The 17055-nt window shown below is 44.1% G+C and carries 13 protein-coding genes; 6 read left to right on the top strand and 7 right to left on the bottom strand.

Features of this window, described 5'->3' with window-relative positions:
* Positions 1 to 52: 52 nt before the first annotated feature.
* The 4 genes from M0L20_RS07830 to M0L20_RS07815 all read right to left on the bottom strand — a co-directional run bounded on the left by M0L20_RS07830 (position 53) and on the right by M0L20_RS07815 (position 5713).
* The gene (locus M0L20_RS07830; RefSeq protein WP_248476381.1) at positions 53 to 433 is read right to left on the bottom strand and encodes a hypothetical protein; all 381 of its coding nucleotides are present in this window, start codon (positions 431 to 433) and stop codon (positions 53 to 55) included.
* Positions 417 to 3158 (bottom strand): MobF family relaxase, encoded by a 2742-nt coding sequence (gene mobF, locus M0L20_RS07825; protein WP_248476379.1) that lies wholly within the window; start codon positions 3156 to 3158, stop codon positions 417 to 419. Before mobF ends, M0L20_RS07830 begins: the two co-directional genes overlap by 17 nt.
* A gap of 174 nt (positions 3159 to 3332) precedes the next feature.
* Positions 3333 to 4139 (bottom strand): hypothetical protein, encoded by an 807-nt coding sequence (locus M0L20_RS07820; protein ID WP_248476377.1) that lies wholly within the window; start codon positions 4137 to 4139, stop codon positions 3333 to 3335.
* A 35-nt stretch (positions 4140 to 4174) separates the two neighbouring features.
* Positions 4175 to 5713, bottom strand: a complete 1539-nt coding sequence (locus M0L20_RS07815; protein ID WP_248476376.1) for a type IV secretory system conjugative DNA transfer family protein — start codon at positions 5711 to 5713, stop codon at positions 4175 to 4177.
* Between the two features lie 2382 nt (positions 5714 to 8095).
* Here M0L20_RS07815 and M0L20_RS07810 point away from each other — a divergent pair.
* Positions 8096 to 8905: a hypothetical protein gene (locus tag M0L20_RS07810; RefSeq protein WP_248476366.1), complete on the top strand. Its 810-nt coding sequence runs from the start codon at positions 8096 to 8098 to the stop codon at positions 8903 to 8905.
* 13 nt (positions 8906 to 8918) lie between these two features.
* On the opposite strand, the gene M0L20_RS07805 is transcribed toward M0L20_RS07810, so the two are convergent.
* Positions 8919 to 10118: a site-specific integrase gene (locus M0L20_RS07805; protein ID WP_248476364.1), complete on the bottom strand. Its 1200-nt coding sequence runs from the start codon at positions 10116 to 10118 to the stop codon at positions 8919 to 8921.
* Between the two features lie 474 nt (positions 10119 to 10592).
* Here M0L20_RS07805 and M0L20_RS07800 point away from each other — a divergent pair, with 474 nt between their 5' ends.
* The 3 genes from M0L20_RS07800 (at position 10593) to M0L20_RS07790 (ending at position 12828) form a co-directional block, all read left to right on the top strand.
* A complete protein-coding gene (locus M0L20_RS07800) occupies positions 10593 to 10934 on the top strand; it encodes a LytR/AlgR family response regulator transcription factor (RefSeq protein WP_232560290.1) in 342 nt (113 codons plus the stop codon).
* Positions 10935 to 11407: 473 nt separating this feature from the next.
* On the top strand, positions 11408 to 12139 hold the full coding sequence (locus M0L20_RS07795) for a DUF72 domain-containing protein (RefSeq protein ID WP_248476362.1): 732 nt from the start codon (positions 11408 to 11410) through the stop codon (positions 12137 to 12139).
* A 479-nt stretch (positions 12140 to 12618) separates the two neighbouring features.
* Positions 12619 to 12828 (top strand): hypothetical protein, encoded by a 210-nt coding sequence (locus tag M0L20_RS07790; protein ID WP_248476361.1) that lies wholly within the window; start codon positions 12619 to 12621, stop codon positions 12826 to 12828.
* Between the two features lie 66 nt (positions 12829 to 12894).
* Here M0L20_RS07790 and M0L20_RS07785 read toward each other — a convergent pair whose 3' ends face one another.
* The gene (locus M0L20_RS07785) at positions 12895 to 14520 is read right to left on the bottom strand and encodes a Na+/H+ antiporter (protein WP_248476360.1); all 1626 of its coding nucleotides are present in this window, start codon (positions 14518 to 14520) and stop codon (positions 12895 to 12897) included.
* Between the two features lie 280 nt (positions 14521 to 14800).
* Between M0L20_RS07785 and M0L20_RS07780 the strand changes: the two genes are divergently transcribed.
* Positions 14801 to 15580: a DUF2490 domain-containing protein gene (locus M0L20_RS07780; RefSeq protein ID WP_248476359.1), complete on the top strand. Its 780-nt coding sequence runs from the start codon at positions 14801 to 14803 to the stop codon at positions 15578 to 15580.
* Between the two features lie 299 nt (positions 15581 to 15879).
* The gene (locus tag M0L20_RS07775) at positions 15880 to 16269 is read left to right on the top strand and encodes a hypothetical protein (RefSeq protein ID WP_248476358.1); all 390 of its coding nucleotides are present in this window, start codon (positions 15880 to 15882) and stop codon (positions 16267 to 16269) included.
* A gap of 8 nt (positions 16270 to 16277) precedes the next feature.
* Here the strand turns inward: M0L20_RS07775 and M0L20_RS07770 are convergent, their stop codons facing one another.
* A complete protein-coding gene (locus tag M0L20_RS07770; RefSeq protein WP_232560284.1) occupies positions 16278 to 16832 on the bottom strand; it encodes an RNA polymerase sigma factor in 555 nt (184 codons plus the stop codon).
* Positions 16833 to 17055: the final 223 nt, after the last annotated feature.

Here is a 17055-nt window from a genome sequence, read left to right as displayed (position 1 = left end):
CTTGGGCAACAATGGGTGTCTATTATACCGCACCGTAGCATGCTTTGAGGTTCTAATTTTTTCCAATCGCAATCGCTGTTACAATCATATCTTGATCCGTAGTTGAGACATACCGCTCATCTATCATTGTAATGAATCGGGGTAGATGATCGAGAAGGGATATAAATAACGGATCAAGGCCATAACCATGCAAAGTCACGATGTGAGATGAAAACACAAGCTGTATAGCGTTTTTGTCGCTTTCAGGATTAAACTCACAGGCGATCAAATACGCATAATTAAAAAACATGCGCTTGCCATCCGGCCAATTAAAACACAAATTGCGTACGTGTCCTGGCGAACTATGATCGTTCTGGTCAACTGTCTGAGGGTCAGAACCAGTTGGATTGCTCTGACGCATCTGATCATACCGAAGTTTAAAGCCTTGGTTCATAGTCTCGATCTTTATGGCGTTCTGATTTTACCAATTCTGTCTGTTTTGTCCTTGGCTTAGGCGTTCGTTCCAAATTCTGTCGAATGTGATCATGGACACGGTCCAAGACCACATTTTTACGCCCTACCAGTTCTAAGGCCGACTGGCGGTCCCCCAGTTCTGATGCTTGGTGCATCAGTTGTTGTTTGTCATCTGTATAGATGTGTGCTTTGTCTCGCGCCCTTGATACCGATACATAGAACTGTTTCGCGTTGGTAGCGGCAAAGGTTGCTGTTGGCTGCGAGATGAAAACTTCATCTACTGTTTTACCCTGTGAGGCATGCGAGGTCACGCAATACGCATGGGCTAAGTGACCGAAATCTTTGTTTAATCGGTATTCAGCTTTGCTGGCCCGGTTACGCAGGATAATCTCGCCCTGTTTCGTTAATCGGGTCACTTCCAGCATCTGACCATTGTTTAGGCGGTTCCGCTCCTGGTCAAAGCCGTTGCGCGTGATCCGGATGTGGTCTCCTTTAGCCAATGGAATCTGGCCTTTCTCGTATAAGTCAAAGTCGTTACTCTTTTCTAATGGCAGAGCAATTGTCTGCTGCTGTTCGTTGCGCATTATAACGCCGTCGGTAGTACTGCTTTCAATCGTCCAGAGACTTCCTCGCTTGATGCCAGTTCTATTCTGATTAAACTGCAAAATATTGCCCGGCTTAAAATTGCGCCAGTCGCTTTTCTGGGCTTCCGTTAGGTTGAGGTTCGTCAGTCGACTAACTGCAATCTCTTTCTTACTCAAAAGGCCGCTTGCCTGCATCTGTTCCCGAATGTCTTTGGTAACGGCTTCACCTTGTTCATGTGTTGGTGAAACAACCAAGGCTGATTTTCCTTGGCGCAAGGCCCCGATATAATCTTGGACTAGTTCCTTGTTTGGTTCGAGCGGATCAACACTCTTAAGGGAGCCGAGCGCATCCAGTTTTTCAAAGGCCGAGTGAACGTCTCCTTTTGTCAGATCTTCCACCGCCGAGCGGTATTGATTATCGCGTTGACGGTAGATTTTGCTGACTTCTGCGGATTGAATTCCGCTAACGGTATTTAATATACGCAAAGCGTCACCGCGAACAACACTGGCATGTTGACGTGTATCTCCGCTCAATATTAGCCGTGCGTTTTGCTGGTTGGTCAGATCGAGGAGGGCCGTCATATCCTTAGTTCCAAGCAGCCCGGCTTCGTCAACCCACAACACGTTTCCTCTCAAGGCTTCGTGCATCTTCTCATCTGCCAGTAACTGGGCAACGGTTGAGGCCTGATCAAAGCCCTCTTCTCGTAAGACGCCACGGGACGCCTGTGCCGTTGGAGCGACTACGATGACCTGCTTGCCAGCATTCTCCATATGGCGTACAGCCTCTTTCATCAGCGTCGTTTTACCAGAACCTGCGACACCACGGACGATAGAAACCCGATTTGTAGTCGTTAAGACATGGCTGACTGCTTCTGCCTGCTGGCCTTCCAGCTTCAACTTAGGCGCTTTGGCATAGAGAGGCCTCAGCTTGCCCTGTCCCTGCCGGGCGAGATTGACCATGCGCTGTTCCTCGGCCAGCACCTGTCTGGTCGTCGTGAAAACCCGCCCTTTCTCCGTGACATGGATAAACCTGTCGTCACGCGCGAATTCCCGACTGATATCCTCAGCCGATACTGACGCATGGCCAATTCCGTGCCGGTAGGCGAGAGCCAGCAACCGGCGATCTATCAGTACAGAGGCTCGCTCGAAACCGTGTGCTACGGCATGATCGATACAGTGCTGCGGGGACAAATTGCCTTTATCTTTAACGGGGGCAGAACGGATAACTTGTCGTCCTTCACCTTTCGTTTGTTCGCCTACATCCCGTATTTGTTGTTGCCAGTTCGCTTTGAGTTCGCCCATTGTGTGGCCTTTTTGCTTTTTAGAGCGGGTTCGTGCGCCAAGCTCGCTTAAGCTCTTGGCGTCGGTGATCCCTTTTACTTTAGCCGCTTGCCCGATCTGGTCAGTACGCTTGGAAAACAGGTCGATCACATGCTGAGGAACACCCTCAATCTCAAAGCTTTTCTCCGTCCGCCGGATTTGATAGCCAAGTTCAATCAGCTGGTCCGAGAGCCGTTTATGAAACTTGGCCTCATAATAGGGCATGGACCGCTGAATCTCCCGAAACTGTGCAGCTTTCACCTGATTTTCGGCGTCATCAAACGTAGCATTAAATATGAAAATGTGTGCATGTAAGTGCGGGTCAGGCAAGGAGCCATCGACAGGGCGGGCCGTTTTATGAATGAAATCCGCATAGATCAACTCACCGGTCTTACGCTCATCATCAACGCCGTTTTTTCTAATACGAGTTAGAGTATCCTGTTCAATCTCCTGCATAATCTGCTGTACGCAGTCTTGAAAGGTATTCAAGATGTGCTCGTCGTTCGACAATGCGCTGAGGATTGAAACAGACTTCGGGCAATGAAAGTTGATGTCATAGCCTACTGTACGTTCATCCTTTGTGCGTGGAGTTAAAGCACTACCGGATAACGGGTTTCGGTTTTCGCAAAGAGCAAAGAATGTGTCCTTGGTCACAGGGCCACTAAGTCCTAGACGCTCGGCGAGCTTACCTTTTAACCGTCCAGTTATCTCCTGTTCTTGGTCGGCCAGGTAATAATCAGCCTTCACCAAAGCGTCCTGAAAGTAGGCTTTGGCGTGACCGCTCGACTGGGATTGGATCATTCGGATCATGTGAAGAAGTGTAAACCGGGCTTACGCTTTATCCTGTCAATCCTCTTATTTATTAGCAACAATGCATCACAAATAATGCGGATTGACAGGAGAGCAGTGTACGCATGAAGGGATGCTACTTCTTTAATTTTACTATCAGACATCTTCCCGAAGCACAGCTTTGGCTTAGACAAGGGCGAAAGTTTCGTCCTGACCCGTCAAAACGGCCACCATTTGTCGCTGAAGAGTAGGATCAGCTGGACGACGGCCCATAAAGCTGAAACCGCGTGTTTCTTCAATTTCACGGCCTTCGATGATCGTTCTGCCAAGTTCCTCATTCACGATAGCTGCATCAATTTTGTCCATGATTACGTGATCGGCCTGCTGATAGGCAGAGATATAACTTAGCGAATAAAAGATGCTGCAAATAAGTAGGAGAAGACCGATCGACTGGCCGAAAATCCATAGAACGAGTCCACCAAGAAAGAAGAGGCCAGGTTCGAGAACGGTTTCAATTGTGCGTCTGTCGGCCCGCTCACCATTGATTATGAGGCTACGGAAAAAAGGATGGATGTAGCCGTTTGATAAGCTAAACCGGGCAAAATCAAACACACCTGGCAGATGGCGCACCTCATTGTACCGCTGGAATGCGGAATAAACGAAAACTGCAATATAGATGTACCAAGTGAAGTAATGCATAATAAAATTGGCCATGCTAAACTCGACATCGTAACCACCTAACCGCGTAAATAAGTAGAATTTTTCTTTTAGGATTGGATAGACGGCCAAGACAAAAGCAAGAAACAGAGCACTCGAAAAATTGAAGTACCGCTCGCCCATATTTCTCCTGATCGGCGTTTCAAGGAGCATTCGCGGTCTTGAGCTAACTGCAAAGAAGATTTGTAGAAACAACTCGGAAATCCAATTGCGACGAGAATACATCACCTGAAAATACAGTGCTTCGTTTTTGGAATTGTTTTTATCGTTGTTCATAAGTCAATTGGTTTATAACAGTTTATCTAAAATTATTAAGGCTGGTAACGCTGATCGAATGCCACACGCATATAGTTACGACCTTTAACGAGGGGGTCACCTTGGCGATGCAGATAAGCTTCAACGATGAATTGGTTCAAGGGACCGCCTGTCTTCAGTTTGACGATATCCTCCGGCCTAACCGCTCGGTCAAACTTCCAGCTCCGACCCTTTGTCTGTGAGTACTGATCCGACATTGTCGTGCTCTCCGAGCCATCTTCAAAATAAGCATCGCCAATCAAGGCGGACCCATAATTTAACGTTCCGATATCGCTGTTTGCATGAAATAGTTTTGAGCCAAATGTGCCAAGAAGTGAGTTAACCCGATGTTCGCCACTGTGGCCACCACCCATAAGCGCATAAATGTTTGACGTGTTCTGTGAAATGTACACCGTTGCGACCCGGCTGCTTCTTGCCGTCGCCTGGAACTCTGAGTCACGGGGATGTATAAACGTCTGTGCTTCATCAGCCCATAAGAATACAGGCTTGGCGTTAACGCTTACATTCCGGCGCTCCATCGCGCGTTGAAAAATGTATTTAACGAGGATCTGTATATTACGGCCAACGCGGTCATATTGCTTGACCGGAACGTTGATCAGGATGATCTTGCCGCGTAAGCAATCCTCCGGTGTGAGCGTAGAGTTTCCTTTGCAGAAAAGTGAATAAAACGGTTCGCGTAAAAACGGATAGAGAAAACCTGACAGGTTGAAATCGATTACACTTCTGGTCTTTTCGCTTAAATTGATAAAGCCGTAGAAGAACTGATCGATGTATTTAAGCGTCCGGACTTCCGGGATAGCATCCATCAACTCAAGCTCGTATTCATCTCCGCCCTGTCCACTGCTTATATACGCCTGCCTATCTGTCGGCAGTGTCGCAAAATACGCGTCGATTTTATGGACTATGTTTAGTCGCGCCAGATCAAATGCCTGATTGTAAACTTTACCGTATTCTTCGGCTTGCGCAACTTTGTTTCCACGCGGAATGCTTTGGACAACGTCATAGAGGAGGGGAACAGTCACCTCGCCATAAGCCAGCTTGCATAGATCGATGCTATTTGTAATCAGGGAATCAAGAGCAATCTTCCAGAACTGATCATCGCTGCGTCCGGCGTCCTGCTGCTCTCCAGCCTCAATGGCAACTTTCAAAACATCGATGAGATTATCGGTTGCTTTCTGGCCTGAACCGTGCGTGGACTCATATTGCATGAAGTTGAACCGTTCATTACCGCCAGGCTCTAGGATGATGAGGTCCTTTGTTCTCCCCGTCAGACGACAATACTCCTCCCATTGCTCTTTCTCGTCTGCTTTTGCTGTCAAAACCAGGCCGCCGATTTTGGCTAAAAGGAACTTCAATGCCAAGCATCGCGCCGAGCCTGAGGTTTTTCCACTACCTATGCCCCCTAGAATAACGACACCTTCTACAGCATGCCGCCAGTTCCATTGAGCACGTCCAGATGATGAAGCGAAGTCGAATATGGGTTTGTCCAGATCGAAAGCGGTATCAACATTTTTCCAATCATTAATGGTGTTCATAAACGATTATTGATTAATGTGAATATTATGTTTTGTAAGAAGAACAGGTGGCTAAACTGCCCTTCTCCATTCACGCGCCGGCATGGCCGGAACCGCATTGCTTATCTGCGGTTAAAGAGCGGTCACTAAACTCTATTACCTTTAGGGGTAAAACCGTCCAAGCAAGGGCATATCCCCTTACACATCATTGCTTGAGAATCTAGTTCGATTCTGATCTTAGATGGTCAACTCATAAAAGCCGCTCGTAAAGGATGGATTGGATTTCCCATCGACTGTCTAGATGATATTTACATGGCTAAGGTGATAAGTCATGACTCTGGAATCTTTCGAAACTTCGGCCTTCCAGTATAACCGTTCCGTTTGCGCAAACGAATGCCTGTATAGAGTGTAGAATGACTCTATAAAAGATTTGATTGAGTGTGTCTTGTCTCGCTAAGAATCTGACGAGCGTGGAATGTACTTTTCGGGGATATAAACACCAGCAGCACTAAGCCGTAACATCAGGCCGCATTCCAAATAGATGCGATACGGTTTTTCCGCACGCCATTCGACGACGCGGCCTCCGACTGGTAGTTTATAGGGATTGTCAAGAATGTGATACTTCATAAAGGAGCCTCCGTTTTCTGGTTGTCCTCATAACTTTGCAAGCGTTCCTGCTGCAAATTCGGCGTTATGCTATCGGATTGTACATCATTAGAACAATCAACAAGCTTGGGGAGCTCTTAGGCCGTGTCTGATTTGCTTAGGTCATTAGCTGCGGTTAGATGAATCACAAACCGCATATCCAGCCGTATTCGGTACGAAGTAAGATCATTCCATTCATCAACTTCGCCTGGCGCGGATATTGTGCAAGAATTAGAACTCAATGGGATCGTCGGCATGATTAGAATTTATTGAAGGTGAAAAGTCTAACATGCTTAGGGAGGCTTGTCTTCTAGCGGGACGGTTTAGCAATCGTTCATTGGCGATTGCTTTCCATTCGCGAGTGGGGCCAGTGAATGTTTCCATTGGATAGATAGCAGTTAAAGTTGAGATCAAAGGTTTTCAGAGGTAGGTAGGCGGATAACTCATCCCGCCTACCTACCTTATCAATCAGCGGAGTAGAATCTGTTGTCGTAAAGTGATTTTACCAAAACCTCGCCTGAAAGAGTACGAACCTTCGTTACGCCTGTACAATCAGTCCCGAGAACTTCTCCGTACATAGGACCGTAAATGGTTTCAATTGTTGTAGTCATTGTAATAGATGCTAAGTGTGAACTGGAATCTCATGAAATTCGGTCTTCCAGTATGACCGATTCATATGCGCAAATGAATGCTTGTCTAGGGTGTAAAATGACCCTATAAAATATTTGATTAAGTATGTCTTGCTAAGAATCTGGCGAACCTAGCGTGTACTATTCCGTAACATAAACACCAGCATCACTCAGCCGTAACATGATACCTCACTCTGAATAGATGCGATATAGTTTTTTGCACGCCATTCAACGACGCGGCCTCCGACTGGCAGTTTATACGGATTGTCAAGAATGTGATACTTCATAAAGGGGCTTCCGTTCTCTGATTGTCCTCATAAATTGCAGGCGTGTCTGAATACTCCTTGTAAGCACTGACTCTAGCGACTATAATATCTTGCGATGTAAGTATGCTCCTATGCAGCCTTTTCTAAATAGATTGTCACCAACTGTTTTGGCATATGAATAGTTGCAGCTTAGACTATTAGCCATTTCTCCCTTGATGTTAAGTATAGCATTCCCTGTCGTGAATTCAGCACTTTGCTGTCAAATTCCACATTTCAATTTTCATTAATGGTTGAGACTCGTATTGATATTAAGGCACCGGCACCCACAAACCGGTTCGCTCGCACAAGCGGAGCATGCGTCCAGTTGCAAGACGTATCCGGCAAGGTATAGTGTCCCGCCAGGCAATGATTTCGGCACCGCATGGCATGTTATCAGAAGTGTTAATTCGGTTTAGATTTTTCATGATCATGTTTGTTAGTGTGTGCGTCAAATTTTAAAAATAGTAGGATAATGGTTATTCAATTGTCCCTCACTGAGGGCTTCTGGATATGACAGGCAAGCGAGTATCCTCATAAATGATTGTGAAGTCAGATCCGATCTAATTTTTATGTAAGGCATACCGTTCAATTACTTTATGCCAGTTTTATCTACAAGCTTTTGCCTCGTTGTTGCATTTAAAGCTATTGCGCCGTCTATTGTTTATTGCATTTCATATATTCGCTCTGTACTATTGTGCTGCATAAAGGTACAGAAGTTTGTGTATAATATGCAACTATCTTCACTAATATTTATTTTTGTACTGTTTTGCGTGTATAAAAGTACAAAAATAAATGCCTTAAATTCTTGCTAATACTGGGCTCAATTGATTAATTTCATAAAATTTTATATATATGAAGTGAGTAACAGAAATAATATACCAACTGACTTTTTTAAGACACATGGCCTTTCTCCTATAAAAGGTTTAGGAAAGAATATATTTAGTAGTCAAAGTCCAACTGCACCTACGGACTCTTTACTGTACAGAATAGGTATAAAAGAAGGAGCCCCACCAAGTGTGTCAAATAACGATTTATTTGACGAAGCATCTATATATGATTATGCTTTAGATTTAGAAAACGTAATAGCCCATTCTACTGAACTTACAGATGAAGAGGTACAAAAAGTGCTAAAATATGTAGATGAGTTTTTAGATAGAGGGTTCGAAATAGGTATTTTTAAATCTAATACTCAAGAGTTGGTCAAAGCAATTTTCGAAGAAAAAGAGATAGAAGAGGTCAATTTGGCCGAAAAAATCCAAAACATAAATTTCAGATTCCTTTCACTAGTAGATACAGATAACAGCTACTATACTACCGAGGTACTTGCATCTACAATAATAAAAAGTAGAGAACAGGCAGCTAATGATGGAGCTAAACTTATCGTAAAGAAAGCAGCACATGAAAGTTCAAAAAAAAGGAATGAGGCAGCAGATAAATACGCTATGAATATGTTTTCAGTAGTCGAAAATATAAAAGCAGAAACAGGAGTTTCAACAATAAGGGGAATAGTCGAACTACTAGACAAACGAGAAATAGCAACTCCTAACGGAGGCCAGTGGCGTATCAACACTATTCAGACCCTACAGAAACGGTGGCAAGAGTTAGGTCTTGTACCTGCACCAAAACATAGATGAGGGCATAATCGTCTTAGCCTATTACTGAATTTAAAGCGTCATCTGCATCCTTGTGAATAAAATTTCCCTGATAACCAATTGTGGTTGTAATTGAGGTATGTCTATATAGCTTCTGTAACAGCTGAATAGGAATCTTATCGCCTGATAAATTGCCGAATGTGTGGCGAGCTATATGCATAGTCATCGGCTTAATGATCCCCAATTTCTTAGCGATATGCTTTAGGCGCTCGTTACAGGATTTTGTCCTTGTCTTGATTCTAATTTGGACATCATATCTCTTTGATAGATCCGGCAGTGATGCTAGATCATGGAACACGAGGTCGTGCTGATTGTTGTGTGGATACTGTTCCAGAATCCTGAGAGCCTTTTCTGGGACTTTCAATGATCCTCCCTTAAGGTTCTTACCCATTGCGTAGTATAGGCGATCATTCTGGAAGTCAGACCATTTCAGGCGCAGCACATCAGATACGCGCATGCCAGCGAAATAGAACGAGATTAGCCACAAGTTACGCGCATGGTTTTCAGCATCTGACAATTCGGCATTCTCAAGCAGTTTGACTTCATCTGCCGATAGCCCGATTTTCAAACTGTCGGGAAATTTGATCGTAATCTTGCCTTTGCCAAAAGGGTAGTGCTTCCGATCCGCTACGCCTGCCGTGATGGCTTGATTATATATAGTTCGAATGACAACTAGGTGATTTACGGCTGTTCTGTCAGTGACGTTGCGTGTATGCTTTAGGTGCACCACAAATTTTTTGAGTACAGCCGCCGTAATCTCCGAAAAGCTGATATTGTCGCTTTTCATGAATTCTCGAAAGCGATTAATCCTTGGCTGGTCTGTTGACAGCTGATTGGATTTGCCCGTTTTACGCAGATGATCACAATAAATGGCCGCTTGTTTGAAAAATGTATTTTCCTTGGCCGCAATCATCGCTGAACGCATCGCCTCAACCGATGTATCAGCGTTGTTTGTCTCTCTTTCAAGCAATTTATCGTTATAGTCGGCAACAGCCTTTGCCAACATGTTATTGAAGCGTGTTGCGTTGGGGTAAGATTTCTTTACTTTGTGGGCTTTTTCATCCCAGTCAGACAGGCGAACAGAATGACCGAGATAAGTATAGAACGTCTTGCGGTCTTGCGTGTATCGGATGGCAAGAGGGTAAGTGCCGTCTGCTTTCTGATTTTTGCGCAAAACAATCTCGATAGAAGCCATAGTGTCGTATTGTGAGAGGACAATAATAGGACAACAAATGGTGATTTTTTATAGTTTCTGATATTCTCTTGTTTTTTATAATTGTCTGTATATCAGAGACTATTGATACAGGTAAGACCATATAACTACAAAGCCCACAGGACTTAAAATCCTGTGGGCTTTACGGCCCGTGCGGGTTCGACTCCCGCTCCTGGTACTTGTTAGTTAAAAGGTCATATCTGAACGGATGTGACCTTTTTTGTTTACGTTTGGACGAATAAACATTCAATCATAGTATAAGTCGAATGCGCTAAGCTTGTATACACTATTGGTTGCTTTTATAATATTAGTTAATTAGTATTTGTAAAATATCTTTCGGTAACATTTGTGGCATAAAATGTGATATTATGTTTTAATGATTAAATTAAGTCTCAAAATAATGCTCGGCTACATAAAAGAGCAAGTAGGTTTGATCGACTGCATAAAGTATCAATAATGTCAACAGAACTTTACATTGATCGTAAAACTGTGTTGCTAATCAAGGATATCGTTCGATTAGAAGGAACAGGTAATTACACAAAGATATTCGCAAGAGAAGGGAAGTCATTTACAAGCAGTAAGACATTGAAAACCCTAGCTGCGGAATTACCAGAACTACCTGATTTTATTCGTATTAATAAAACTCACCTTATCAACGCAGGCTATATTACTGGATATCAGTATGACATGGGAGGTGACGGTAAGAAATTTCTGGTTGTGTCAATGACGGATGGAAGTTCACTAATCGTTAGCCGCAACCGAGAGTTGGCGCTAAGGAGGTTGTTGACTAATACGTAGCAAGCTATTTAGGTGTCCTAAACCACCAATGTACAAAAACCTATCCTACACTGCTTCACTGTATATTCTGATAGTGCGCAACTGTAAATTTATTATTTGGTGACATATATGGTAGCATAGATTTTTCCGCAAAAGCTAATGGGTAACGGATGAGTGATGATACAGAAATAGTTGTGTTGACGATTAATGAAAAACCCTACTAGTAAAACCAGTAGGGTTTCTATATCCACACCAGATAGTAACAACGGAGGATATGTCGTTTGTACTACCGAGTCTAATATAATAAACTACCAATCAATAAGTAACCAGTATTCATTAAAAGAAATTTATGTATGATCAGCTTCCCGTGTGAAGACTGGCTAAGAAGTGTTGGGTAACCTAGGTGAGCTTAAAATCGTTTTAGTGCGGAAAGCATCTTTGAGTACGCGAGTCGTTGAGCGGCTATCGGCTATTCATTTACTAAATGGAACGGTATGGGCATTTACATTGGAACGTCCGGTTGGAGTTATGATCACTGGCAAGATGTTCTATACCCGGATCATACGCCAGTTCATAAGTGGTTAGATTACTATATGCAGCAGTTTCAAACGGTAGAATTGAACAGCAGTTTTTACCGTTGGCCTAAACAATCTACGTTTGTTCAATGGTATCAGCGGTTACCCGAAAATTTTCTCTTATCCGTTAAAGCGCCTAGGGGACTGACTCACGCAAAAAAACTGTATGCCCCCGAAATCTGGATGGAACGGATCAAAGCGTGCTGGCACGAGTTGCGTGAGAAAAGGGCGGTTTTACTCGTACAACTGTCTCCTCAGCACGTTTACGATTACAATCGGTTGGCTTATTTTCTGGAACAAATTCCCCATTGGATGCAAGTAGCGGTAGAATTTAGACACGTGAGCTGGCATAACGAGTCTACTTTTTCACTGCTGGAACAACATCGGGTAGCTTACTGCATTATGAGCGGGGCTCAGCTACCATGTTTACTATTGAGTACAGCTCCTTTTGTGTACATCCGATTGCATGGCCCAGATCATCAGTACTTGTATGGCGGTTCTTATTCAGATACCGATTTGCAGTGGTGGGCTGATCGAATTAACGAATGGACTGGTGCAGGAAAAGATGTGTATGTATACTTCAACAACGACGGAGCGGGTAATGCCGTTCGTAATGCACAGACATTACAAAGAATGGTAGCCATCCAATAAGCAGAAGTAGCCAATATGTGGCCTTAAGTTGCCGGTCAATTAATTTGTGGTTGTCTTTAGTATACTTGTAATGATGCTATATTACCTTTGCATAGTATACAACGAGATAGACGCCGTTGGTACTTCAAGCGCTGCCAAGTCCACGATTTGGCAGGGACTTTCGTACTGAAAACTAATCCCCGTCAGTAATGCTGTCGGGGATTATTGCTATTGGATGGCTTTTAAAGCGATGATATACCCAGAGAAGAACAACGATTATACTAGCTACCATCAACCCAAGCAACTGTAGACTTTAACAGCGATAAAGAGGTTCTCGATAAGCGATTAGATTAATTGCGAATTTCAACCAGTTCGTTAGCCGCTGCATCAATTTAAATAGTATATAATGTATATACATGAATTTGGTATTCAACTAAACTTACTTCTTGTAAATAGTGTTGCTGGATAAAGTTTACCTCTTTTCATCTTCGAACTCAGTCATGAAATATTTACTCGAAGTAATAGCCGTTGTCTTATTGATAGCGATTCCTCCGCTGGCTTATAGCCTTTCTGATGTTGCGCTATGGCTAATGCAGGAACAGATGCAGTACATCCCTATATTTGTTTTTCCGCTGTATTGCTTTACAATGCTTTGTGTAACAACCATCTGGGTAAATCGCTGCAATCAACACCAGAACTTAGCTAAATAAATTTGATAAGAACGTATACGCTCACCCAATAAGAATTACTTACTTGATTTTTTGACGATAACGGCACTATAGATCGTCGCTATCTTCCTGTAATTGTTCTTCCTCCAGGTCTAGTCTGTGCTCAATGGCGCGGATTACATCGTCGTCATAGTCCGCCCGATTCCGAAAAGAGTGTAGTTTTTTGCGTTCCTGTTCCGTTACTTCCATCATAATCTGCTGAAAGTGGCCGATCAAGTGAACCGCTCTTGCTCGTGTACCGTCATCGCTGTTCGCTTCTTTCAACAATTGTAACTTGTGTTTCAGGAACTGAGCGCGGTACTCAAGCAGGCTGTTGTGCCGAATATCATGCGCATAACCTGAAGTCAATTTATCGAAAGCGACGTGATACAATTCCAGCTCGATTTCTAGCCGCTGCTGATCATCAGACTTCGCGTTAGGAAATGCTTCGGGCTTCACCTTGCGAATCACCCAGGGTAGCGAAAGACCTTGGCCTACCAGCGTAACAATGATGACAACAAACGTAATGAACAGGAAAAGATTTCGGTCCGGAAAGGGCTGGCCATTGGGTAACAATAACGGGATGGAAGCTGCGGACGCCAACGATACAACGCCCCTCATACCGACCCAGCCAATAATAATCGGGTTCCGCCAGCCGGGATTGCTCTGAGCCACCGTAATGTACCGGCTGATAAACCGGGTAAATGCTGAACTGGTAAAGCCGGATATAATTCGCACGATAATGACGACCAGTGTAATAATCAGGGCATAGTTGAATGCGGTAAGAACGGGTATACTCTTTATCGATTCGGTAATTTCGGGAAGTTGTAAACCAATCAAGAAGAAAATGACGGCATTCAGAATAAAGACGACCGACGACCAAAGAGCGGCTGCCTTTAAGCGACTCTGGTGCGAAAAAATAAAATGAGCCTGATAAGCGGTAAACAGTCCACCACTTACTACCGCCAGAACGCCGGATGAATGAACAGCTTCGGCCGAAAGGTACATCAGGTACGGTAAAACGATTGAGAAAGCAACGTCAACGTTTGCATTGGTTGGTAGCCACTTATAAATGATGTACGATAATAGACCAAAGGCAAGACCAATCCCAATGCCGGAAATCACGACGATAACAAATCCAGTTACGGCTTCAAACCAAACGAAATTATGCGTCGTGATAGCGGCCAGCGCAAACTGAAACAGCGTCAAGCTGGTGGCATCGTTGAGCAAACTTTCTCCTTCGAGAATAGAAACAACGCTTTTAGGAAGCCGGGTGTACCTTAATACCGAAACGGCGGCAGCGGCATCCGGTGGCGATATGATGGCGCCCAGTAAGAAGCCTTGACTAAGCGTAAAGCCGGGAATAAGCCAGTAACTAACAAAGGCAACGGCAGTTGCCGTGAACAAGACAAAGCCCAGAGCCATTACGCTGATAATCCGTCGCCATTTCCACAAGGCTTTGAGAGACATATTATTTGCGGCATCGAACAAGATGGGCGGTAGTATGACCACAAAAACTAATTCTGGATCAATGTGTATAGCTGGAACAATGGGTACGAAGCTTACGGCTAAGCCAGCTAATACCAGAAAAACAGGGTAAGCTATCTTTACTTTCTGAGCAACGATGACCAGTAGGGAGACACTAAAGACCAAACCTAAACAGAGAAAAATAAGGTTGTGTAGTTGTCCTGACATAAGCTTACTGCATAAGATGCAGCGGTTGAAACGCTTTTTAGAATTCTCCGAATGGAAACTGCTCGTACACCTTCGAACAACCAAACGACGCTGTACTTTCCAATAGGAGCTTCGACCGCGTTAAAACAAACGGCTGGATTGCACAGGTTATAAGAGCAGGATTATGGCTTCAGTATACAAACAAATTTGTTAGGCTCAAACTGAATTGTCGTTTTCGTGCCTACTCTGACTGCTTATCCATCAAAAGCAAATAAGCTAGCTGCTGTTTATCTCATTGCGCATGAAGCACCTCTTATTGACTGGCCTTGTTGGACTGGCAGGTACACTTACCTGTTTAGGGCAGGCATCCCGATTAAAGGATGCGAATACGTTATGTTGGTTTGTTTACGCTGGCGATCATCAGATCGCAAAAAAATGGGCAATTCATACCGAGTTCCAGGGACGCCGGGTTGACTGGGTACAACAGCCACAACAGCTATTATCACGGCTGGGGTTCGTTCGTACACTAACCGAACGCGTGGAATTGTCGGGAGGGTATACCTATTTTCAAAGCTATCGTTATGGTAACTACCCGGAGGTAATGGGCCGTGTAGAGCCGGAAAACAGACTTTATGAAGATATCTCGCTGAAGGACCAATTGGGTAGTTTGGGGCTGACACATCGCCTTCGGTTAGAGCAACGCTGGTTAGGCTCGCGTGACCAGAGCGGTCAGGGGGCTGTACAGGAGTGGGAATATCAAAACCGTATCCGCTATCAATTATCGCTGGAATTTCCGCTACAGGGCAAAACAATTGAGGATAAAGAATGGTATTTGAATGCCTTTGACGAATTATTTATAGGGTTTGGCCGAAACGTGAATGACAACGTTTTTAATCAGAACCGCTTGTCTAGTGGCCTGGGCTATCAATTTACTAACAATGCCAAACTAGAGCTAAACTATCTCTATCAAATCAGGCAACATGCTGACCCAGACCCGGCCTCCAGTCGGTCGGTTGTTGAACTCAACAGTGGTATCTGGGTAAACGTACTGTACAACCTTGACTTTACGAAGAAGCAATAAACGACTGATAATGAATAGAGACAGCCTGGAGAAGCTCGGCTGTTAAGGTAATTTGAGGCCTGTTCGTAAGAGTCTACTAAGAAGCCAGAAACTTATGTGGTCGGTTTGTGGCAATCACCTGCCAGTGGCAACTGACGGGCCATTTTTTACAGCTACCAACGTGATTGCGGTTGTACTAATGAGGGGACGAAGCCAGTCAGAAAGAGCAGAGGTAAGGCAAAAACAAAGTAGAGAGCATCTAATAAAGATGTGTGACGATGTTTAGAAGTTTTGATCTAAACAGAGTAATACGATTGATAATGTTAAACAAAAGAGTCAATAGTACCTCTCCAGGCCGGAATGGGCTACAGGCCCAGCTGAGGCTGGGAGATCTGCCTACTCTGTTAGAGGATTGGCGTCAGGCTATCAGTACGTTCAAGGATTTGTACCATTTGCTGGAGCAATCCATTGAATTAAGAAAGCAGGTCATGGCTGACGTTACTATTCAGCTCGTGGCTATGGATGAGCAGCATTCGGTAAAAGAGATGGAAACGATCCGTCAGAGTATGCTGGCCGAGCTGCGCTGTATGCTTAACGAGATGAACAAACCGCAGAACCTTGCCTTGACAGCCAGCGATGTTGAACGGCTCCACAGGCATACCTTGCGTTTACAGGAACAGAATCAGCGAATTCAGTGGCTGGTTAATTAGCTTGTCGGTTACTCCAGAAGCTGCTTTGCGTACAGTTTTTGAAGCTTCTCCCGCGAGCGCTTAAGCCGCATTTTAACTGCACTTTCCGAAATACCATACTGTTGGCTGAGCGCCCGGATGGATAATCCTTGTTCATGTTTCTGTCGTAACAGCTTGACCTCCTCCTTGGGTAGCTGATTAAGTACGCCTTCAAGCTCCTCGATACGTTCTTCGAGCACAAAAGCCGAACTGGTTTCGGGAAGGCCGTTGGCTTGTTCGTCTGATAACGGCTCTGTTGTCAGGCGTTTACTGATCCGAAGCTGATCCAGACAATAATTATGGGCAATAGAGTAAAGCCAGGTTGAGAAAGTAGACTGGTTCTGGAAGGAGTCCAGTTTATTGAATACTTTAATAAAAATGTCTTGCGTATAGTCCTGAGCGGCTTCAGAATCCTTGGTAATGGAAAGGCATTTGTGGTAAACTTTACTCACATACCGACTATAAAGTGCTTCAAAGCTATCAGGTGAATTCGTGTTTTGAAACGAGTTAACCAGTTGCTCATCGGCTAGCCTGGCTTTTTTCATAGGTAGGTCATTAGCTAGTTTAAGTTGAGACTAGCTAACAGAACTATGGTAACTAGATATTTATTCGATTAAGCAACATAAAAAGTATACAATTCAATTGCGCTACAAGTATTAACATATACTTTTTGTAGCATAATCCGTATTTAATGTGTTTCTAATGTGTAAATATGCCACAATGGCGAAATAATAAGTAAGTAGCACCTATGGAGCGTTACTACTGATG

The sequence above is a fragment of the Spirosoma liriopis genome, assembly GCF_023196085.1.
GTDB lineage: Bacteria > Bacteroidota > Bacteroidia > Cytophagales > Spirosomataceae > Spirosoma > Spirosoma oryzicola.
The sequence above is the reverse complement of the archived record's forward strand: the minus strand, read 5'-3'. Positions and strand labels throughout refer to the sequence as shown.

Excerpts from the sequence above, each read along its gene's own strand:
- M0L20_RS07830 (WP_248476381.1), bottom strand. The coding sequence starts at position 433 with ATGAACCAAGGCTTTAAACTTCGGTATGATCAGATGCGTCAGAGCAAT.
- mobF (WP_248476379.1), bottom strand. The coding sequence starts at position 3,158 with ATGATCCAATCCCAGTCGAGCGGTCACGCCAAAGCCTACTTTCAGGAC.
- M0L20_RS07820 (WP_248476377.1), bottom strand. The coding sequence starts at position 4,139 with ATGAACAACGATAAAAACAATTCCAAAAACGAAGCACTGTATTTTCAG.
- M0L20_RS07815 (WP_248476376.1), bottom strand. The coding sequence starts at position 5,713 with ATGAACACCATTAATGATTGGAAAAATGTTGATACCGCTTTCGATCTG.
- M0L20_RS07805 (WP_248476364.1), bottom strand. The coding sequence starts at position 10,118 with ATGGCTTCTATCGAGATTGTTTTGCGCAAAAATCAGAAAGCAGACGGC.
- M0L20_RS07800 (WP_232560290.1), top strand. The coding sequence starts at position 10,593 with ATGTCAACAGAACTTTACATTGATCGTAAAACTGTGTTGCTAATCAAG.
- M0L20_RS07795 (WP_248476362.1), top strand. The coding sequence starts at position 11,408 with ATGGGCATTTACATTGGAACGTCCGGTTGGAGTTATGATCACTGGCAA.
- M0L20_RS07790 (WP_248476361.1), top strand. The coding sequence starts at position 12,619 with ATGAAATATTTACTCGAAGTAATAGCCGTTGTCTTATTGATAGCGATT.
- M0L20_RS07785 (WP_248476360.1), bottom strand. The coding sequence starts at position 14,520 with ATGTCAGGACAACTACACAACCTTATTTTTCTCTGTTTAGGTTTGGTC.
- M0L20_RS07780 (WP_248476359.1), top strand. The coding sequence starts at position 14,801 with ATGAAGCACCTCTTATTGACTGGCCTTGTTGGACTGGCAGGTACACTT.
- M0L20_RS07775 (WP_248476358.1), top strand. The coding sequence starts at position 15,880 with ATGTTAAACAAAAGAGTCAATAGTACCTCTCCAGGCCGGAATGGGCTA.
- M0L20_RS07770 (WP_232560284.1), bottom strand. The coding sequence starts at position 16,832 with ATGAAAAAAGCCAGGCTAGCCGATGAGCAACTGGTTAACTCGTTTCAA.